The sequence below is a fragment of the Variovorax sp. Varisp46 genome (genome assembly GCF_059491885.1).
Map to the genome: position 1 here is coordinate 1,514,839 of NZ_CP168515.1, position 18,061 is coordinate 1,532,899.

At 69.0% G+C, this 18,061-nt stretch carries 14 protein-coding genes; 10 read left to right on the plus strand and 4 right to left on the minus strand.

The features are described 5' to 3' along the window. Positions 1-7: 7 nt before the first annotated feature. Together ACEN9N_RS07185 and ACEN9N_RS07190 are read right to left on the minus strand one after the other, a co-directional pair. Positions 8-1,015, minus strand: a complete 1,008-nt coding sequence (locus ACEN9N_RS07185; RefSeq protein ID WP_495655745.1) for a Bug family tripartite tricarboxylate transporter substrate binding protein — start codon at positions 1,013-1,015, stop codon at positions 8-10. Beyond that, complete coding sequence (locus ACEN9N_RS07190; RefSeq protein WP_495655746.1) at positions 1,012-2,007, minus strand: Bug family tripartite tricarboxylate transporter substrate binding protein; 996 nt, start codon at positions 2,005-2,007, stop codon at positions 1,012-1,014. Before ACEN9N_RS07190 ends, ACEN9N_RS07185 begins: the two co-directional genes overlap by 4 nt. 155 nt (positions 2,008-2,162) lie before the next feature. On the opposite strand from ACEN9N_RS07190, the gene ACEN9N_RS07195 reads away from it, so the two are divergent. The 7 genes from ACEN9N_RS07195 (at position 2,163) to ACEN9N_RS07225 (ending at position 10,261) form a co-directional block, all read left to right on the plus strand. After that, the gene (locus tag ACEN9N_RS07195; RefSeq protein ID WP_495655747.1) at positions 2,163-3,623 is read left to right on the plus strand and encodes an FAD-dependent oxidoreductase; all 1,461 of its coding nucleotides are present in this window, start codon (positions 2,163-2,165) and stop codon (positions 3,621-3,623) included. A gap of 78 nt (positions 3,624-3,701) precedes the next feature. Then, on the plus strand, positions 3,702-4,544 hold the full coding sequence (locus tag ACEN9N_RS07200; protein WP_413312114.1) for an IclR family transcriptional regulator: 843 nt from the start codon (positions 3,702-3,704) through the stop codon (positions 4,542-4,544). Between the two features lie 53 nt (positions 4,545-4,597). Next, positions 4,598-5,893: an aconitase X gene (locus ACEN9N_RS07205; protein WP_495655748.1), complete on the plus strand. Its 1,296-nt coding sequence runs from the start codon at positions 4,598-4,600 to the stop codon at positions 5,891-5,893. After that, positions 5,890-6,342: an aconitase X swivel domain-containing protein gene (locus ACEN9N_RS07210; RefSeq protein ID WP_413312111.1), complete on the plus strand. Its 453-nt coding sequence runs from the start codon at positions 5,890-5,892 to the stop codon at positions 6,340-6,342. The genes ACEN9N_RS07205 and ACEN9N_RS07210 overlap by 4 nt, the downstream gene beginning before the upstream one ends. Continuing rightward, the gene (gene ilvD / locus ACEN9N_RS07215; RefSeq protein ID WP_495655749.1) at positions 6,339-8,039 is read left to right on the plus strand and encodes a dihydroxy-acid dehydratase; all 1,701 of its coding nucleotides are present in this window, start codon (positions 6,339-6,341) and stop codon (positions 8,037-8,039) included. The genes ACEN9N_RS07210 and ilvD overlap by 4 nt, the downstream gene beginning before the upstream one ends. 120 nt (positions 8,040-8,159) lie before the next feature. Continuing rightward, positions 8,160-9,287: a porin gene (locus tag ACEN9N_RS07220; RefSeq protein WP_495655750.1), complete on the plus strand. Its 1,128-nt coding sequence runs from the start codon at positions 8,160-8,162 to the stop codon at positions 9,285-9,287. 11 nt (positions 9,288-9,298) lie between these two features. After that, positions 9,299-10,261, plus strand: a complete 963-nt coding sequence (locus ACEN9N_RS07225) for a Bug family tripartite tricarboxylate transporter substrate binding protein (RefSeq protein WP_495655751.1) — start codon at positions 9,299-9,301, stop codon at positions 10,259-10,261. Here ACEN9N_RS07225 and ACEN9N_RS07230 read toward each other — a convergent pair. Further along, on the minus strand, positions 10,248-11,075 hold the full coding sequence (locus ACEN9N_RS07230) for an aldo/keto reductase (protein WP_495655752.1): 828 nt from the start codon (positions 11,073-11,075) through the stop codon (positions 10,248-10,250). The genes ACEN9N_RS07225 and ACEN9N_RS07230 overlap by 14 nt on opposite strands. Before the next feature lie 194 nt (positions 11,076-11,269). Next, positions 11,270-12,400, minus strand: a complete 1,131-nt coding sequence (locus ACEN9N_RS07235) for an ABC transporter substrate-binding protein (RefSeq protein WP_495655753.1) — start codon at positions 12,398-12,400, stop codon at positions 11,270-11,272. Between the two features lie 115 nt (positions 12,401-12,515). On the opposite strand from ACEN9N_RS07235, the gene imuA reads away from it, so the two are divergent. Genes imuA through ACEN9N_RS07250 form a run of 3 tightly spaced genes read left to right on the plus strand, consistent with a single transcriptional unit; the run spans position 12,516 to position 18,004 of the window. Then, positions 12,516-13,328, plus strand: a complete 813-nt coding sequence (imuA, locus tag ACEN9N_RS07240; RefSeq protein ID WP_495655754.1) for a translesion DNA synthesis-associated protein ImuA — start codon at positions 12,516-12,518, stop codon at positions 13,326-13,328. Then, positions 13,297-14,643, plus strand: coding sequence for a Y-family DNA polymerase (locus tag ACEN9N_RS07245; protein ID WP_495655755.1), 1,347 nt, complete (start codon positions 13,297-13,299; stop codon positions 14,641-14,643). Before imuA ends, ACEN9N_RS07245 begins: the two co-directional genes overlap by 32 nt. Further along, entirely contained in the window at positions 14,636-18,004 is a 3,369-nt protein-coding gene (locus ACEN9N_RS07250; protein WP_495655756.1) for an error-prone DNA polymerase, read from the plus strand. Before ACEN9N_RS07245 ends, ACEN9N_RS07250 begins: the two co-directional genes overlap by 8 nt. Positions 18,005-18,061 lie beyond the last annotated feature (57 nt).

An 18,061-nucleotide genomic window follows, 5' to 3' on the forward strand; every position in this document is an offset into this window, starting at 1 on the left:
GCCTGACTTACTGGGGCTGCTTCACCAGCCCCAGCTTGCGGATGATGTCGCCCCACTGGTCGTAGGTCGCGCGCGTCAGGTCGGCCAGCTGCTTCGGGCTCGACGACTCGGCCTCGTAGGCGCCCTGGCGGAAGAAGTCGCGCGTGGCCGGCATCGCCAGCACCTGCGCCAGCGCGGCGTTGAGCTTCTCGACCACCGGCGCCGGCATGCGCGCCGGCCCGTAGAAGCCCAGCCAGCTCGGCATGTCGACACCGCTCACGCCCTGTTCGCCCATGGTGGGCACGTCGGGCAGCATCGGGCTGCGCCTGGGCGCGGCCACCGCGAGCATGCGCACCTTGCCGGTGGCGGTGTTCTGGATGGCGTTGGGCGCGGCGTCGAAGTAGTACTGCACGCGGCCTGCTAGAAAGTCCTTGGCCGCGTCGGCGCCGCCCTTGTACGGCACATGCACCACGTCCAGCCCGGCCTGCCGCGCGAAGGCTTCGCCGTAGATGTGCGAGGAGGTGCCGGTGCCGAAGGAGGCATAGCTCATCTTCCCCGGGTTGGCCTTGATGTACGCCACCAGCTCCTGCACCGTGCGCGCCGGCACGCTCGCGTGCACGGTCAGCACCAGCGGGCCGCGCGCGCCGAGCGATATCGGCGTCAGGTCCTTGAACGGGTCGTAGCGCACCTGCGCCAGCGTCTGCGGGTTCTGCGCCACCACGGAGGAGGGCGCGTACATGAAGGTGTAGCCGTCGGGCGCGGCGCGGATGACTTCCTCCGTCGCGAGGATGAAGCTCGCGCCCGGCCGGTTCTCCACGATCACCGGCGTCTGCAGCACCTCGCCGAGCTTGTTGGCGACGAAGCGCGCCTGCGCGTCCGAGGCGCCGCCGGCCGCCAGGCCCAGCACGATGCGGATGGTGCGGCCCTTGTCCGGAAAGGGCGCGGCGGCATGCACGTGCAGCGGAGGCATGGCCGCGCCGAGCGCGAGCCAGCCGGCAACGCGGCGGCGGCGAAGAGAAACAGGCCCGCCGCTCATTGCTTGACGAACCCCACCTGCTGCACCATCGCGCCCCAGCTGTCGTAGGTCGAGCGCGTGATGCTGGCGAACTCCGCCGGCGTGGTGGAGCCGGCCTCGTAGCCGCCGCTGCGGTAGAACTCGCGCACCTGCGGCATCGCCAGCACCTTCGCCAGCGCGGTGTTTAGCTTCTCGACCACCGGCGCCGACATGCGCGCCGGGCCGTAGAAGCCCAGCCAGCTCGGCAGGTCGAGCCCGGCGTAGCCCTGCTCGGCGAAGGTGGGCACGTCGGGCAGCGCGGCGATGCGCGCATTGGCCGCCACCGCGAGGATCTTCACCTTGCCTGTGGAGGCGGTGATGATGGCCGAGGAGGCCGAGTCGAACATGTACTGCACGCGCCCGCCGATCAGGTCCTTCGCCGCGTCGGAGCCGCCCTTGTACGGGATGTGCACCGCGTCGATGCCGGTCTTCTTCACGAAGGCCTCGCCGTAGATGTGCGAGGAGGTGCCCGCGCCGAAGGAGGCGTAGCTCACCTTGCCCGGGTGCGCCTTCACGTAGGCCACCAGTTCCTTCACGTTGTTCACCGGCACGCTGGTGCTCAGCGACAGCACCAGCGGCCCGCGCCCGCCCATCGAGATGGCGGTGAAGTCCTTGAACGGGTCGTAGGGCACCTGCGCGAAGGTGTGCGGGTTCTGCGCCATGGTGGACGAGGGCGCGTACAGCAGCGTGTAGCCGTCGGGCTGGGCGCGCGACACCTCGTTGGCCGCCAGCATGGTGCTGGCGCCGGGCTTGTTGTCCACGATCACGCTGGTGTCGAGCACCTCGCCGAGCTTCTGCGCAACGATGCGCGCCTGCGCGTCGGTGCCGCCGCCGGGCGTGAAGCCCACGACGATGCGGATGGGCTTGCCGCGCACCGGGAAGTCTTGCGCGAGTGCCAGTGGCGCGAGGCCCAGAAGGGCTGCGGCGCCGAGGGCCGAGCCGAAGGCACGGCGGGTGCCGTGGGGTTTCTTCATCGATGTCTCCGTTGGAATGCTTCTTTAATATTGATCTTGAAATCCATAAAAATCCATATTAACTAGGGAATACCCCAAACAATCTCGCATTTTGTTTGACAAAATGGAAAGTGAAATCAAAATACGAAGAAACAAGCCAAGCCGAGAACGCATTCATGAAAACTGTCGTCCGTACCGACGAGCGCATCCTGTCCTCCGACATCTTCGACCGCGACAGCCGCGTCAAGCGGCCTGACCACGGCAGCTGGGCCGAGCCCGGCAAGAGCATCCCGGTCTATCACCGCTGCGGCGTGCTGGTGGTGGGCGGCGGCCCCTCGGGCACCGCCGCCGCTGCCGCCGCTGCCCGTGCGGGCGCCGACGTGGCGCTGCTGGAGCGCTACAACCACCTGGGAGGCCTCTCGACCGGTGGCCTGGTCATCTGGATCGACCGCATGACCGACTGGGAAGGCAAGCTGGTGATCCGCGGCTTCGCCGAAGAGCTGTTCGACCGCCTGCCGGCCGAGGCCATCGCCGGCCCGGCACGCGAGGACTGGGGCTCGCAGGACGCCGCCAAGGCCGCGCACTGGTCGCAGCGCACCGCCGCCTACCACGGCGTCGTCACCTGGTCGCCCACCATCGACCCCGAGCGGCTGAAACTGTTCTCGCAGGAGATCGTGCTGGAGCGCAAGGTCAAGCTCATCTACCACTCGTGGGCGGCCATTCCCATCGTGCAGGACGGCGCGGTGAAGGGCGTGGTGTTCGAGAGCAAGGAAGGCCGCATGGCCATCATGGCCGACGTGGTGGTCGACGCCACCGGCGACGGCGACCTGTTCGCCCGCGCCGGCGCCGAGTACGTGAACGACATCGAGGAGGCCGACGTGCATCACTGCATGAACACCTCGTGGCTCTTCGGCGGCGTGGACATGAACCGCTGGATCGAGTTCAAGGCGGGCAAGCCCGAGGCCTTCACCGCCTTCATGGCGGGCGGGCGCGAGCAGTGCGGCCTGTTCGAGCGGCCCTTCGTGTCGTGGCGCAACGACGTGGCGCTCTTCATGGGGCCGCGCCAGTCGGGCTACTCGGCGCTCGACGTGGACGACCTCACCGCCGTGGAGGTACGCTCGCACCGCGCCATGGCCGCGCACCTGGACTACTTCCGCGCCCATGCGCCGGGCTTCGAGAACGCCTACCTGATGCTGAGCGCGCCGCAGATCGGCGTGCGCCATGCGCGGCGCCTTGTCGGCGTGGGCTCGGTGCTGCGCAGCCAGTGGCCCGACGGCGTGCCGCTGGCCGACGAGATCGGCGTGTCGCCCGCCGTCTCGCCCAAGTTCCCGAACATCTCCATTCCCTACGGTGCGCTGGTGCCCAGGCAGCTCGACGGCCTGCTGGCCTGCGGGCGCCACATCTCCTGCGACCGTAACTCGCACGGCTTCATGCGCGAGATCCCGCAGTGCTGGATCACAGGCCAGGCGGCGGGCGTGGCGGCGGCGCTGGCTTCGCGCGGCGACATCGCTCCGCGCTTCGTCGACGTGGGCGCGCTGCAGTCCGCGCTGCTGGAGCAGGGCGTGTACCTGCGCGCCGGTGCCGGCGCCGGGCAGGGCGACAGCGCTTCGCTGGCCACGGCCGAGGCCGGTGCCTGACGCACGCGCAAGGCCATGAACCCGGCAACCCTGCGTTCGCGAGCCTCTACATTGGAGAGTCTCGCGAAGGATTCCTCCATGTCCACTGAAAAAAACGACAGCTCCTTTTCCGCGGCCGAGCCGGCCGATGTGCGCGGCGAGCGTTCCGACACGGTGAGCGCGCTGGAGCGCGGCATCTCCGTGCTGCGCTGCTTCAGCGAAGAACGCCCGGTGCTGGGCCATGCCGACATTGCACGCATCACCGGCATTCCGCGCCCCACCGTCAACCGGCTGGTCGCCACGCTGCTCTCGCTGGGCATGCTCAAGCCCGCGCAGGCGGCGGACCGCTTCATGCTCGGGCCGGGCGTGGTGTCGCTGTCGCGCGTGTTCCTCGGCAGCCTCGACGTGCGCGCCGCCGCGCGGCCCAGCATGCAGGCGATGGCGGAAGAAGTCGGCGCCTCGGTCTACCTGGCCGTGCGCGACGGCATGGAGATGGTGCTGATCGAAGCCTGCCGCCCCCGCTCGTCGATGCTTTCGGCGCGGCTGGACGTGGGCTCACGTGCGCCGCTGGCCAACTCGGCGCTCGGCCGCTCGTACCTTTCGGCGTTGCCCGAGGCCCAGCGCAATCAGCTCATCGATTCGATGCGCCTGCTGCGCGGCCCCGAGTGGGACAGCATCGCGCCCGGCATGAACCGCGCCATCGGCGAGTCGAAGCGGCTGGGCTACTGCCTCTCGCTCGGCGAGTTCCACCGCGAGATCAACTCGGTGTCGGTGCCGCTCATCGGACCCGACGGCGAGGTGATGGCGCTCAACGGCGGCGGCGCCGCCTTCGTCTTCACCGAGGAGCGGCTGCGCAACGAACTCGCGCCGCGCCTGCACGACATCGCGCTGAGCATCGCGCGCGACATCGGCGGCCACGTACCTACACCCTCGCCGGGCTAGCAGTCCCGGCCGGGGTTCATTCCCCACGACACAGAAGAACGGAGACACAGGTCATGCACCTGAGCGATGAAGAAAAGGCCATGTACGACGGCCGCGACGGCCCGGCCGTGCAGAAGGCGATGGATCTGCTGGTGCGCTACGGCGAAGCCCTCGGCGCCGAGCGGCTGGTGGAGACGCACAATGTCTGCGCCACCATCACCTCGACCACGCCCTTCCAGCGCGACTTCGCGCTCGCCAAGGGCGGCGGCATGGATGCGGTGTTCTCCGAATTCAGCCTCGACAGCCAGGAAACGGTCGAGATCCCGAAGTTCAAGGTCTTCACCAGCCACCTGCAGCTGGGCTTCGACCCCGGCCAGCCCGAGCGCATGGGCGTGAGCGAGGAGATCGTGCGCTTCTACGAGAAGAGCGAGCGCCACGCAGCCGGCCTCGGCGCGCAGATCATGAACACCTGCACGCCCTACCAGGTGGGCAACATCCCGACGCGCGGCGAGCACTGCGCGTGGATGGAATCTTCGGCGGTGGTCTATTGCAATTCGGTGCTGGGCGCGCGCACCAACACCGAAGGACGCGAGAGCACCGGCGCCGCCATGCTCACCGGCCGCATTCCCTACTGGGGCTACCACCTCAACGAGAACCGCCGTGCGACGCACGTGGTCGAGCTCGACATCGAGGTCGAGTCGGTGCAGGACTGGGGCCTGCTCGGCTACTACATCGGCGAGCATGTGCAGGAGCGCGTGCCGGTGGTGCACAGCCGGTGCGGCATCTCGCGGGTGCCGAACCTGCCGAGGCTCAAGCACTTCGGCGCGGCGGCCTCCTCCTCGGGCGGCGTGGAGATGTATCACATCGCGGGCGTCACGCCCGAGGCGCTCACGCTCGAACAGGCACTGGGCGGGCGCGCCCCGGCGCAGGTGCTGCGCTACGGCGAGGCCGAGCGCCGCGCCACCTACGAGAAGATCAACATCACCGCCAAAGACGCCGAGGTGCAGTACGTGATGCTGGGCTGCCCGCACTACACCATCGAGCAGATATGGGAGGCCGCGCAGCTCATCGAGGGCCGCAAGGTGCACCCCGACTGCGAGCTGTGGATCTTCACGCCGCGCGCCATCAAGGCGCTGGCCGACCGCAACGGCTACACGAAGATCATCGAGGACGCGGGCGGCATCATCATGGGCGACAGCTGCTCCGCCATGAGCCGCGCCGTGCCCAAGGGCACGAAGACCGTGGCGCTCGACTCGGCCAAGCAGGCCCATTACCTGCCCGCCATCCTCGGCGTGCAGGCCTGGTTCGGCAGCACGGCCGAATGCATCGATGCAGCCTGCACGGGCCGCTGGAACGGAGCCTACGCATGAGCGCCGAAGTCATGAGCGAAGCAACCATCGTCATCCGCGGCCGCAAGGTGGTGGGAGGCGTGGCCGAAGGCGAGGCGCTGGTCACGCGCGACCGCATCTCGGGCTGGGGCGGCATCGATCCGCGCACCGGCACCGTCATCGAGACCCGGCACGAACTGCGCGGCCAGAGCTTTGCCGGCAAGGTGCTGGTGTTCCCGGGGGCCAAGGGCTCCTCGGGCTGGTCGGCCATGTTCCACATGACGCGGCTCATGAACTCGGCGCCGGCCGCGTTCCTGTTCAACGAGATGACGACCAAGATGGCACTGGGCGCCGTGGTCACGCACGCGCCTTCGATGACCGACTTCGAGCGCGATCCGCTCGAATGCATCGAGACCGGCGACTGGGTGCGAGTGGACGCCGACCGCGGCGTGGTCGAGATCACGAAGAAGAAACAGGAAGGTGCCGCATGACCCGACCGCTACGCAGCAACTTCCCGCGCGGCTCCTACCTCTGGTCCGTGCGCAACGCCCACTGGCGCGCGCTCGGCATTCCGGAGGAGGACTGCGAGAAGCCCAAGATCGCCATCGTCAACAGCTCCTCCGAGCTGGCCGCCTGCTTCAGCCATCTCGACCGCGTGGCGGCCGAGATCAAGGACGCCATCCGCGCTGCGGGCGGAGTGCCCTTCGAGATCCGCACGGCCGCGCCCAGTGACTTCATCACCGGTGCCGGCGCGCGCGGCGCCTACATGCTGGCGGCGCGCGACCTCGTCACCAACGACATCGAGGTGGCCGTCGAAGGTGCGCAGCTCGACGGCATGGTCTGCCTTACCTCGTGCGACAAGACCGTGCCGGGCCAGCTCATGGCGGCCGCGCGGCTGAACATACCGACGCTGCTCGTGCCCTGCGGCTACCAGCCCAGCGGCGAGTACAAGGGCCATCACATGGACATCGAGGAGGTGTTCATCGGCGCGATGCATGCGGTCACCGGCAACCTGCCGGTGGAAGAACTCGTGGGCATGAGCCGCGAGGCGATTCGCGGCCCCGGCGTGTGCTCGGGCCTGGGCACGGCGAACTCGATGCACATCGTCTGCGAGGCGCTCGGCATGGCGCTGCCCGGCAGCGCGCCGGTGGCTGCGCTGAGCCCGAAGATGATGGCCGACGTGCGCGCGGCCGGCACGCGCATCGTGCAGATGGTGTGGGACGACCTGAAGCCGCGCGACATTCTCACGCCCGGCGCCTTCGCCAACGCGGTGCGCGCGGTGCTGTCCATCGGCGGCTCGCTCAACACCGCCAAGCACCTGCAGGCGGTGGCTACGGAGGGCGAGAGCGGCGTCGACGTGTACGGCATGTTCGAGCGCCTGGGCCCCGAGACGCCGGTGCTGGCCGGTGTGCGGCCCATCGGCGCGCATTCGATCGAAGCCTTCGAGGCGGCGGGCGGCTGCCGCGCGCTGATGAAGCAGCTCGAGCCGCTGCTGGACACCGGCGCACGCACCGTCACCGGCGGCACGGTCGCCGACAACCTGCGCGATGCCAAGGTGGCGAACGCCGAAGTGATCCGCCCCATCGGCCGCCCGGTGGCACCGCTGCCGGCCATCGTGCTGCTGCGCGGCAACCTCGCACCCGAGTCGGGCCTCATCAAGACCGGCATCGCCGAGCGCAAGGTGCGGCGCTTCACCGGCCCGGCCGTGTGCTTCTGGACTTCGGACGCCGCCATCGCCGCGCTGAAGAAGGGCGAGATCGTGCCCGGCCAGGTGATCGTAATGCGCGGCGCCGGTGCCTGCGGCGGCCCGGCCATGGGCGGCGGCGCGTCGCGCGTGGTCTTCGCCGTCGACGGCGCGGGGCTGGGCGACCAGGTGGCGCTGCTGACCGACGGCCATCTCTCGGGCCTGGTCTGCAAGGGGCTGGTGGTGGCCGAGGTGTCGCCCGAAGCCGCGCTCGGCGGACCACTGGGGCTGGTGCGCGACGGCGACACCATCACCATCGACCTCGACGCGCGCCGCCTCGACATCGACCTGACGGACGCCGAGCTGCAGGCGCGCCGCGACGGCTGGCAGGCGCCGCCGCCGGTGCATGACACCGGCTGGCTGCAGCAGTACCGGCGCAACGTGGGGCCGCTCTCGAAGGGCGCCGTGCTCGTGCGCACCGAGCGGCCCGAGCCCTCGAGCTAGACCTTTTTCACCCCCCGGCCTTCGCCAACCGGTGCGCACACCCGAGCGCACCCGGTGGCGCAGCCCTGCGCGTGTTCCGAGTTTTTCAACCGAAGAGAAGAAGCAGGAGACAAGGAAACCATGAAGAGAATCTTGATGTGGTCGGCGCTGGGACTGGCCGGCACCGGCGTGGCGCACGCGCAGTCGAGCGTCACCGTGTTCGGCGTGATGGACCTCGGCATCCAGTACACGAACGGCACCGGCGGCGGCTCGGTGAAGGCGCTGTCGAACGGCGGGCTCTCCACCAGCCGGCTCGGCTTTCGCGGCACCGAGGACCTGGGCGGCGGCCTGCGCGCGGGCTTCTGGCTCGAAGGCAGCCTGAACCCCGACACCGGCACCGGCCGCCCGAGCAACAGCAACAACCAGGCGAGCGGCGCGGGCACGGCGGGGCCGATCACCTTCGACCGCATGTCCTTCGTGAGCCTTTCGTCGGACACGCTGGGCGAGCTGCGGCTGGGCCACGATTTCATTCCCACGCACTACAACAGCATCTACTTCGACCCCTTCAACGCCAACGGCGTGGCGCGCGCGGGCAACCTGACCTTCGCGGCCGTGGGCACCGGGCCGCTGCCTACCACCATCACCGGCAGCAACACCGTGAGCTACTGGCTTCCGCCGAACCTCGGCGGCTTCTACGGCATGGCGATGGTGGGCACCGGCGAGAACGATTCCACCCTGGCGAACCGCCACGACGGCAACTTCGCCGGCGCGCGCTTCGGCTTCGCATCGGGCGCCTTCGACGTGGCGGCGGCCGTCACGCGTTCGAAATTCAATGCCACCGCCACCATCGGCAACTACACGCACGCCAACATCGGCGGCTCGTGGGACGCGGGCTTCGCCAAGTTCTTCGCGCTCTACAACAAGGTGACGGTGAAGCTGGCGGCCGGCACGGTGCGCAAGAACACGGCCGAGATCGGCGCGCACATCCCGGCCTTCGAGGTGGGGCGCATCCGCATCAGCTACGCCTACCTCGACGACCGCAGCGACGAGAGCCTGCGCAACGCCAACGGCATGCCGCGCAACCGCGACGACGCGCGGCAGTTCGGCATCGGCTACGTGCACAACCTCTCCAGGCGCACCGCGCTCTACGGCACCTACGCGCGGCTCATGAACAGCGGGCAGGCGCGCTACATGGTCAGCGGCGGCGTGGCGCCCGGAGCCGGGCAGCGCTCGACCGGCTGGGAATTCGGTGTGCGCCATCTCTTCTGAAGGAGCCTCTCATGCGACGCAGAACCCTGACCCTGGCGGCCTTCGCCGCGACTGCCTTGCCCGGCACGGCCGCATGGAGCGCCGATGCCTTTCCCAACAAGCCGCTGAAGCTGATCGTCGGCTTCGCGGCCGGCGGCGGGGCCGACGTGCTCACGCGCATCATCGCGGAGGGGCTGGCCAAGCAACTCGGCCAGCAGGTGATCGTGGAGAACCGGCCCGGCGCCGACGGCGTGCTTGCCGCGCAGGCCACCTCGGCGGCCAGGCCCGACGGCTACACGCTGCTGATGGGCACCAACACCGCGATGGTGGCCGCGCCCACGTTGCGGCCGACGCCGCCCTACGACCCCTTCAAGGCCTTCACGCCGATCAGCTCGGCCGGGCAGTTCTCGATGTTCCTGGTGGTGCCCACCAGCCTGCCGGTGAAGAGCGTGAACGAGCTGCTCGCGCTGGTGGCCTCGAAGCCCGGCGCGCTCAACTCGGCGTCGAGCAACAGCGCCTCGGAGCTCGCGATGCTGCAGCTGCTGGGCGACCGCAAGGTGGTCAACGCGCGCTACAAGGGCGACATGCAGGCCATGACCGACCTGCTGGGCGGGCAGATCCAGATGATGTTCACCACCGGCACGCTGGCGCCGGGCTTCGTGAAGGAAGGGCGCATCCGCGCGCTGGTGACGCTGCTGCCGCAGCGAAGCGGCCTCCTGCCCGACGTGCCCACGGGCGGCGAGCTGGGGCTGGGCAAGCTCACCATCACGCCGTGGGCCGGCTTCTTCGGACCGCCGGGGCTGCCGCGGGAGATCACCGACAGGCTCTCGCAGGAGCTGCAGAACACGTTGAAGCGCCCCGAGGTGCATGCGCAGCTGGTGCAGCAGGGCTTCGAGGGCTACGGCATGAGTCCCGCCAAGTTCGCCGAGTTCTTCCGCACGCAGTACGACGCCTTCGGCGCCACGGTGCGCGAGCACAACGTCAAGTTCGAATAGAGGCGGCCTCGCGCTGCCAGAAGGCCGCGTCGGGAAAACTGCCCGTGCCGGCTGCCGCGTTGTCGGCCATGTGCTCGCGGCGGCTGGTGCCCGGTATGGCGCAGGTCACGGCCGGGTGGCTCAGCACGAACTTCAGCAGCACCTGCGCCCAGCTCGTGCAGCCGATCTCGGCGGCCCAGGGCGGCAGCGGTTTGTCGCGCAGCCGGCGCAGCAGCCCGCCGCCGCCGAAGGGCATGTTGACGATCACCGCCACGCCGCGCTCGGCGGCCAGCGGCAGCAGGCGCTGCTCGGCCTCGCGCGCGTCGAGCGAGTAGTTGATCTGCAGGAAGTCGAGCTTCTCGGCCTTCAGCACCGCTTCGACCTCGCCGTAGGCCGAGGCGGTGTAGTGCGTGATGCCGATGTAGCGCACGCGGCCCTGTTCCTTCCAGCCGCGCAGCGTGGCGAGGTGCGTGCGCCAGTCGACGAGGTTGTGCACCTGCATCAGGTCCATGCGCTGCGTGCGCAGCCGCGCGAAGGACTGCTCCATCTGCGCGATGCCGGCCTCGCGGCCCGAGGTCCAGACCTTGGTGGCGAGAAAGGCCTTGCCCTGCTGCTTCGAGGCGGCCAGCAGCTCGCCGGTGGTCTCCTCGGAGCGGCCGTACATCGGCGAGCTGTCGATCACCGTGCCGCCGGCCGCGAACAGGGCGTCGAGCACGCCGGGCAGGCGCGCGTATTCCTCGCTGCCGGGGCGCTGGTCGAAGCCGATCCAGGTGCCGCAGCCGATCACGGGCAGGGCCTCCTGGGTGGAGGGGAGGGGGCGGGTGTTCATCTTCATCGCAGGCCTGCCTTGTTGCTGGGCGAAGGAGGGGAGCGCGGCGCCAGCGCAAAGTGCGACGCTCGCACGCAGCAGCCGGGCGCGCGTGAAAGCGGGGAGGTGGGGTTCGTTCGTGAAAGGCGTCGTCACGGACGAAATTCTGCGCCGACAGGTTTCGGCCTGGAACCTGTCGGGGCCAGCGGCAGGCAAGGCCCTCAGCGCAGGTAGCGCCCGTCGGCCTTCAGCATCGACAGCTCGGAGAAGGTGAGGCCGCGGTGCTCGCCGGGCCGGTACGACACCGCAATGCCGCCGATGTCGAGCGTCTTGAACGACTCCAGGCCCTTCTGCAGCGATTCCGGCGTCGGGTTCGCCCCGGCGCGCTTCAGGCCTTCGACCATGACCTTCGCCGCGACATAGCCTTCGAGGCTGGCATAGCCGAACTCGGTCGCTCCGATCTTCTTCATGGCCGCCTGGTACTCGGCGATCACCGGCATTGCGCTGTTCCACGGATAGGGAACGACCTGCGAGATGACCACCCCGGCAGCGTCCTTCTTGATGTCCTGGAACAGCTTCTGCCCGTTCAGGAAGGAGAACGAATAGAAGGCCGTCTCGCCGCCCGTCGCGCGGTAGGCCGTGATGAACTTCGCCGCCACCTCGTTGGTGGCTGCCAGCACCACCGCCTTGGGCTTGAGCTTGGCCAGCTCGGCGGCGCGCTCGGCGGCGTCGGAGCCGTCGTTCTTGATCGCCACGCTGCCGGCCATCTTCTCGCCGCGCTCGGCAATGAACTTCTGCGTGCTTTCCAGCGCCGACCGTGCGCCCGGGTTGTCGTTGTGGGCGAAGGCGATGCGCGAGAGGCCGATCGTGTAGAGGTGGTTCACGATGCGGCTGTATTCCTCGTCGAAGCTGATGCGCACCGGGAAGCCGTATTCGGTGGGCTTCACCACCGGGCCAGAACCCGAGTAGGGCCCGACGACGGGAACCTTGAGTTCGTTGGCCGCCTTGATCGCGCCGATCGACGACGAAGTGCCGATGGGCATCAGCACGCCGATGGCGCCATCCTTCACGAAGGTCTTGACGTTCTCGGCGCCCTTGGCCGGGTCGTAGGCGTCGTCGAGCTGGCGCAGCTCGACCGGCCGGCCGTTGATGCCGCCGTTCGCGTTCACCGCGGCGAACATGGCACGGATGCCGAGCAGGGGCTCGGGCGACAGGGACGCCAGCGGCCCCGTCTGCACGTAGGTCTGGCCGATCAGGAGCGGCTTGGTCTGCGCCTGCACCGCAGACGGAAGCCCCAGGACAGTGGAGAGAGCGACGAAGGCCGAAGCCAGAAGATGAATCTTTTTGTGCATGTTGGTAACTTAATGTTATCGATTCCATCTTAAGGCGATGGCCCCGCGAGGTAAATCGGGTCTTTGGTTGCGGCCTGGAGGGTACTGTATAAAAATACAGTTAACAGTCTTCACCATGGGCCTCCCTTTCCTCGACTCCTTTTCCGCTGCCGCGGGCCGCGGCGTCTGGCATGCCGACGAACTCGGCCTTGCCGACGCGCAGGTCGCCGCTACCGGCCACGCCGCGCTCGATGCGCAGCTGCCGGGCGGCGGCTGGCCGGTGGGCGCGATGACGGAACTGCTGCAGGGCGCACCCGAGGCCCATGTCTGGCGGCTGCTGCTGCCCGCGCTGGCGCAGGCGGTGCAGGCGCGCGGCGGGCCGGTGGTGCTGGTCGGCGCGCCTTATGAACCCTGCGCCGCGAGCGACGGCCCGCAGGGGCTGCCGGTGGAAGCGCTGATGTGGGTCAGGAGCGAGGCTCCGGCCGCGCGGCTGTGGGCCTGCGAGCAGGCGCTGCGCTGCGCGGACATCGCCGCCGTCGTGGCCTGGCTGCCGCAGGCGCGGGTGGGCGAATTGCGGCGGTTGCAGCTGGCGGCCGCGCAGCACGAGGTGCTGCTGTTCGTGTGCCGGCCCGAATCGGCCGCGCTGTCGGCCTCGCCGGCGCGGCTGCGCATCCGCGCCGGGCGCTGCGAATCGGATGCGTCGCAGATCGAGCTGCACATCCTCAAGCGCCGCGGCCCGCCGCTGGCCGCGCCGGTGATGCTGCCGGCGCGCAACGAACGCATGGCCGCGCTGCTGGCCGCCGCCCGGCTGCGGCGCAAGTTGCGGTTGCAGCAGTCGGGCACGGTGCCGGCCGGCGAGACGGCAGCGTCTTCGGCGACCGTGGTGCGCATCGACGCGTGGAAAGGAGGAGGCCCGGATGCACTGGATCGCCTTGCAGTGGTTGCCTGACGCCGACACGCCCGACGTTCCCGCGCTGCCTACGCCCGAATCGCTGGGCTGGTGGGCGCTGCAGTACACCCCGCACGTCGCCTGGCAGGACGAGGCGCTGATGCTCGAAGTCTCCGCCTGCGAGCGCCTGTGGGGCGGGCGGCTGCAGCTGATGCGCCAGCTGGTCGCCTCCAACCCCGCGCCCGATGTGCGCATGCTGGGCGCGCAGGGCGCCACGAGCCTGATCGCGCTGGCGCGGCTGCGCCTGTTCGAGCGCGATGAGAACAGGCCCCAGGACATTCCGGCCGGCCTGCCGCTCGACACCCTGAGCGCCGCGCGCGACCACCTCGACCTGCTCGCGCGCCTGGGCTGCCGCACCTGGGGCGATGTGGCGGCACTGCCGCGCGGCGGCCTCACGCGGCGCTTCGGCACCGGCTTGCGCGAAGCGCTCGACGCCGCCTGGGGCCTGCGCCCCGAAAGCCATGCCTGGCTCACGCTGCCCGACGTGTTCGAGCAGAAGCTCGAGCTGCCTGCGCTGGCCGAGACAGCGCCCGAACTCATGTGGTCGGCCAACCGGCTGCTGTCGGCCCTGCAGATCTGGCTGCGCGCCCGCCAGCGCGGTGCGCGCGCGCTCGAGCTGCAATGGACGCTCGACCTCAAGCGCTTCAACGGCGTGAACCTGCCGCCGCACCAGCAGGTCACCGTGCGCACGGCCGAGCCCACGCAGGACATGGCGCACCTGCGCCGCCTGCTGTCGGAAAAGCTCGCCCTCACCACGCTGGCCGCGCCCGCGAGCTGGCTCAGGCTGCGCACGCTCGAAACCGATCCGTGGGCCGGCGCCAGCACCAGCTTCCTGCCGGAGGACAACCGCAAGGGCGACAGGCTGCACGAGATGGTCGAGCGGCTCAGCGTGCGGCTCGGAGCGCAGCAGGTGGTGGTGCCGGCGGCGCAGGCCGATCACCGGCCCGAGCGCAAGCAGGCATGGCGCCCCGCGCTGCAGAAGGAGAACGCGCCCGCCAAGGCCCGCAAGGACGAAAAAGCCGCAGCCTCGCAGCCCGATGCCATCTATCCGCCGTGGCTGTTGCCCGAACCGCTGCTGCTCGAGATGGACGGCGAGCGCCCGTGCTACCGCGGCCCGCTGAGCAGGCTGAGCGGGCCGCAGCGTGTCGAGGCCGGCTGGTGGGGCGACAAGGAAGACGGCGGCCAGCCTGCCATGCGCGACTACTACGTCGCCGAAAGCCCCGAAGCCGGCCTGGTGTGGATCTTCCGCGAGCGGCCCTCCGCCCGTTTTTCGTCCGGCGAGGTGCGCTGGTACCTGCAGGGGTTCTATGCCTGACCTGAGCGGCAAGCAACTGCGTGGACGCAACTCGGCGAAGGTGCATGCGCTGCCCTTGCCGCTGCGCGGGAAGCCCACATTCACGCTGCCCGACTACGCCGAGCTGCATTGCCTCACCCACTTCAGCTTCCAGCGCGGCGCCTCGACGCCGGAGGAAATGGTGGAGCGCGCCTACCAGCTCGGCTACACGGCCTTGGCCATCACCGACGAATGCTCGGTGGCGGGCATCGTGCGCGCGCATGTGGCCCTGCGCGACCTGCCTGCGAAGCTGGACGAGTACGAGCGCGAACATCCCGATGAGCCGCCGATTCCGCGCAATCCCGGTTTCCGCCTGCTGTTCGGCAGCGAGTTCCAGTTCGAGCGCTTCAGGCTCGTGGTGATCGCGAACGGCACCGAAGGCTGGGGCAATCTCTGCGAGTTCATCACCGCCGCACGCAACACCGAACTGCCCAAGGGCGAGTACCGCGTGAGCTGGGAAGGCAGCGACGTGGCCTCGCTGCGGGACTGCCAGGTTCTTTTCGTACCGCAGCGCAACCCCGGCGGCGCGATGGACACGGCGACGCTGCACGAAGACCTGTCGGCCGCCAGGGCGCTGTATGGCGCGAATCTCTGGCTGGCCGTGGAGCTGTTCAACGAACTCGACGACGACCTCTGGTTCGTCACGCTGATGCAGGCGGGCGAAGAGGCCGGCGTGCCGCTGGTGGCGGCCGGCGACGTGCACATGCATGCGCGTTCGTGCAAGCCACTGCACGACGTGCTGACGGCCGTGCGCGAAGGCCGGACCGTGGCCGAATGCGGCTTTGCGCTGCAGCCGAATGCCGAACGGCACCTGCGCCCGCGCATGCGGCTGGCCGATCTCTACCTGCCGCAGATGCTGGCGAACACGCTGGTGGTGGCCGGTCGGTGCAGCTTCGATCCCGAGGTGATCCGCGAAAACTACAAGTACCCGCTGGAAAGCGTGGGCAGCCATGAAACACCGGCGCAGACGCTGGTGCGAAAGACGTGGGAGGGCGCGCAGGTCCGCTATCCCCAGGGCGTTCCCGACGTGGTGCGGGCGCAGGTGCAGAAAGAGCTCGACCTGATCCTCGAACTCGAATACGAGATGTTCTTCCTCACCGTGGAAGACATCGTGCGCTTCGCGCGCTCGGAGCACATCCTCTGCCAGGGGCGCGGGTCGTCGGCCAATTCCGCAGTCTGCTATTGCCTGGGCATCACCGCGATCAACCCCGAGAAGGGCCACCTGCTGTTCGAGCGCTTCCTGAGTCGCCACCGCCGCGAGCCGCCCGACATCGACGTCGACTTCGAGCACCAGCGGCGCGAAGAGGTCATCCAGTACATCTACAGGAAGTACGGTCGCGAGCGCGCCGCCATCGCGGCCGTCGTCATCTGCTACCGCTCGCGCAGCGCGTTGCGCGATGTGGGCAAGGCCATCGGCATCGACGAGCGGCTGATCGACGAGTTCGCGAAAGACCACTACTGGTTCGACGACACCGTGCTCGGCGAGCAGCTGCGCCAGGCGGCCGCACGCGTGGGCGTGGAGGAGGACGAACTCAAGCTGGTGCAATGGATCGAGATGACGCAGCGGCTCAAGGGCTTTCCCCGCCACCTGAGCCAGCACGTGGGCGGCTTCGTGCTCACGCATACGAAGCTCACGCGGCTGGTGCCGGTCGAGAAGGCCTCGATGAAAGACCGCTCCGTCATCCAGTGGGAGAAGGACGACCTCGAAGCCATGGGCATGCTCAAGGTCGACGTGCTCGCGCTCGGCATGCTCAGCGCGATCCGCAGGGGACTCGACCACATGAACCGCTGGCGCAACTCGGCGATCGAGATGCATCACATCCCCAACGACGACCAGAATGTGTTCGACATGATCTGCGATGCCGACACCATCGGCGTGTTCCAGATCGAGAGCCGGGCGCAGATGTCGATGCTGCCGCGCCTGAAGCCGCGCACTTATGAAGACCTCGTGATCGAGGTCGCCATCGTGCGGCCGGGGCCGATACAGGGCGGCATGGTGCATCCGTATCTCAAGCAGCGGGAGCGGAAGCGCAACGAGCTGCCCATCCACTACGAGAAAGAAGAGCTTCGCCCCGCGCTGGAGCGCACGCTGGGCATCCCGATCTTCCAGGAGCAGGTGATGCAGATCGCGATGATCGCGGCCAAGTTCACTGCCGACGAGGCCGATCAATTGCGCCGCGCCATGGCCGCGTGGAAGCGCAAGGGCGGCCTGGGCAAGTTTCACGACAAGCTCGTGGATGGCATGGTCGATAACGGCTACAAGGCCAGCTTCGCCGAAGCCATCTTCAAGCAGGTCATGGGCTTCGGCGACTACGGTTTCCCCGAAAGCCACGCCGCCAGCTTCGCGCTGCTGGTCACGATCAGCAGCTGGCTCAAGAACTACGAGCCGGCCTGCTTCCTCGCGGCATTGCTCGATTCGCAGCCGATGGGCTTCTACAGCCCCTCGCAGCTCGTGCAGGACGCGCGGCGCCATGGCGTGGAAGTGCGTCCGGTCGACGTCACGAAGAGCGAGATGGACACCACGCTCGAAGCCCGCGCGCTCGATGCGCCGCGCATGCCGACGGGCACCGATGCGCGCTACGCTGATCGCCTGGGCAACGAGAACCAGCCCGCGGTGCGGCTCGGCCTGAAACGGATCTCGAGCCTCAGCGAGCAGGGCGCCAAGCGACTGCTCGAGGCGCGTGCGCAGGCGCCTTTCACCAGCACCGAAGACCTTGCCCTGCGCGCTGAACTCGACGGCAAGGACATGGCCGCGCTGGCCGCGGCCGATGCACTGATGTCGCTCTCGGGCCATCGGCGCCAGCAGGTGTGGGACGCCACCGCCACCCGTGGCATGGGGAGCCGCGCCCCGGCCCTGCTCAAGGGCGTGCCGATCCACGAGCAGGCGCTGCTGCTGCCGGCCGCGCCGGAGGGCGAGGAGATCGTCGGCGACTATGCGGCGCTCGGCCTCACGCTGCGCCGCCATCCGCTCGCGCTGCTGCGCCCGCGCCTCGCGCGCTTGAAGCTCATGAGCGCGGAGCAACTGCGCGCGCAGCCCAGCGGCCAGACCGTGCGCGCCTGCGGCATCGTCAAGGGGCGCCAGCGGCCCGGAACCGCCAACGGCACCATCTTCGTCACGCTGGAGGACGAGACCGGCAACGTCAACGTGATCGTCTGGAGCCATGTCATCGAAGCCTGGCGCGAGCCGCTGCTGAAGTCGCACCTGCTCGCGGTGCAGGGCACATGGCAGCGCGACGACGACAGCGGCGGCAAGGTGCAGCACCTGATCGCCACCGGTTTCAAGGACCTGACGCCGCTCATGGGCCGGCTCGCGCAGAGCAACACCAGCCGCGACTTCCATTGACGGGCAAGGTCGAATGCAACCGATCGTTCCATGCCTCGCGCACCCCTCGACTTTTCG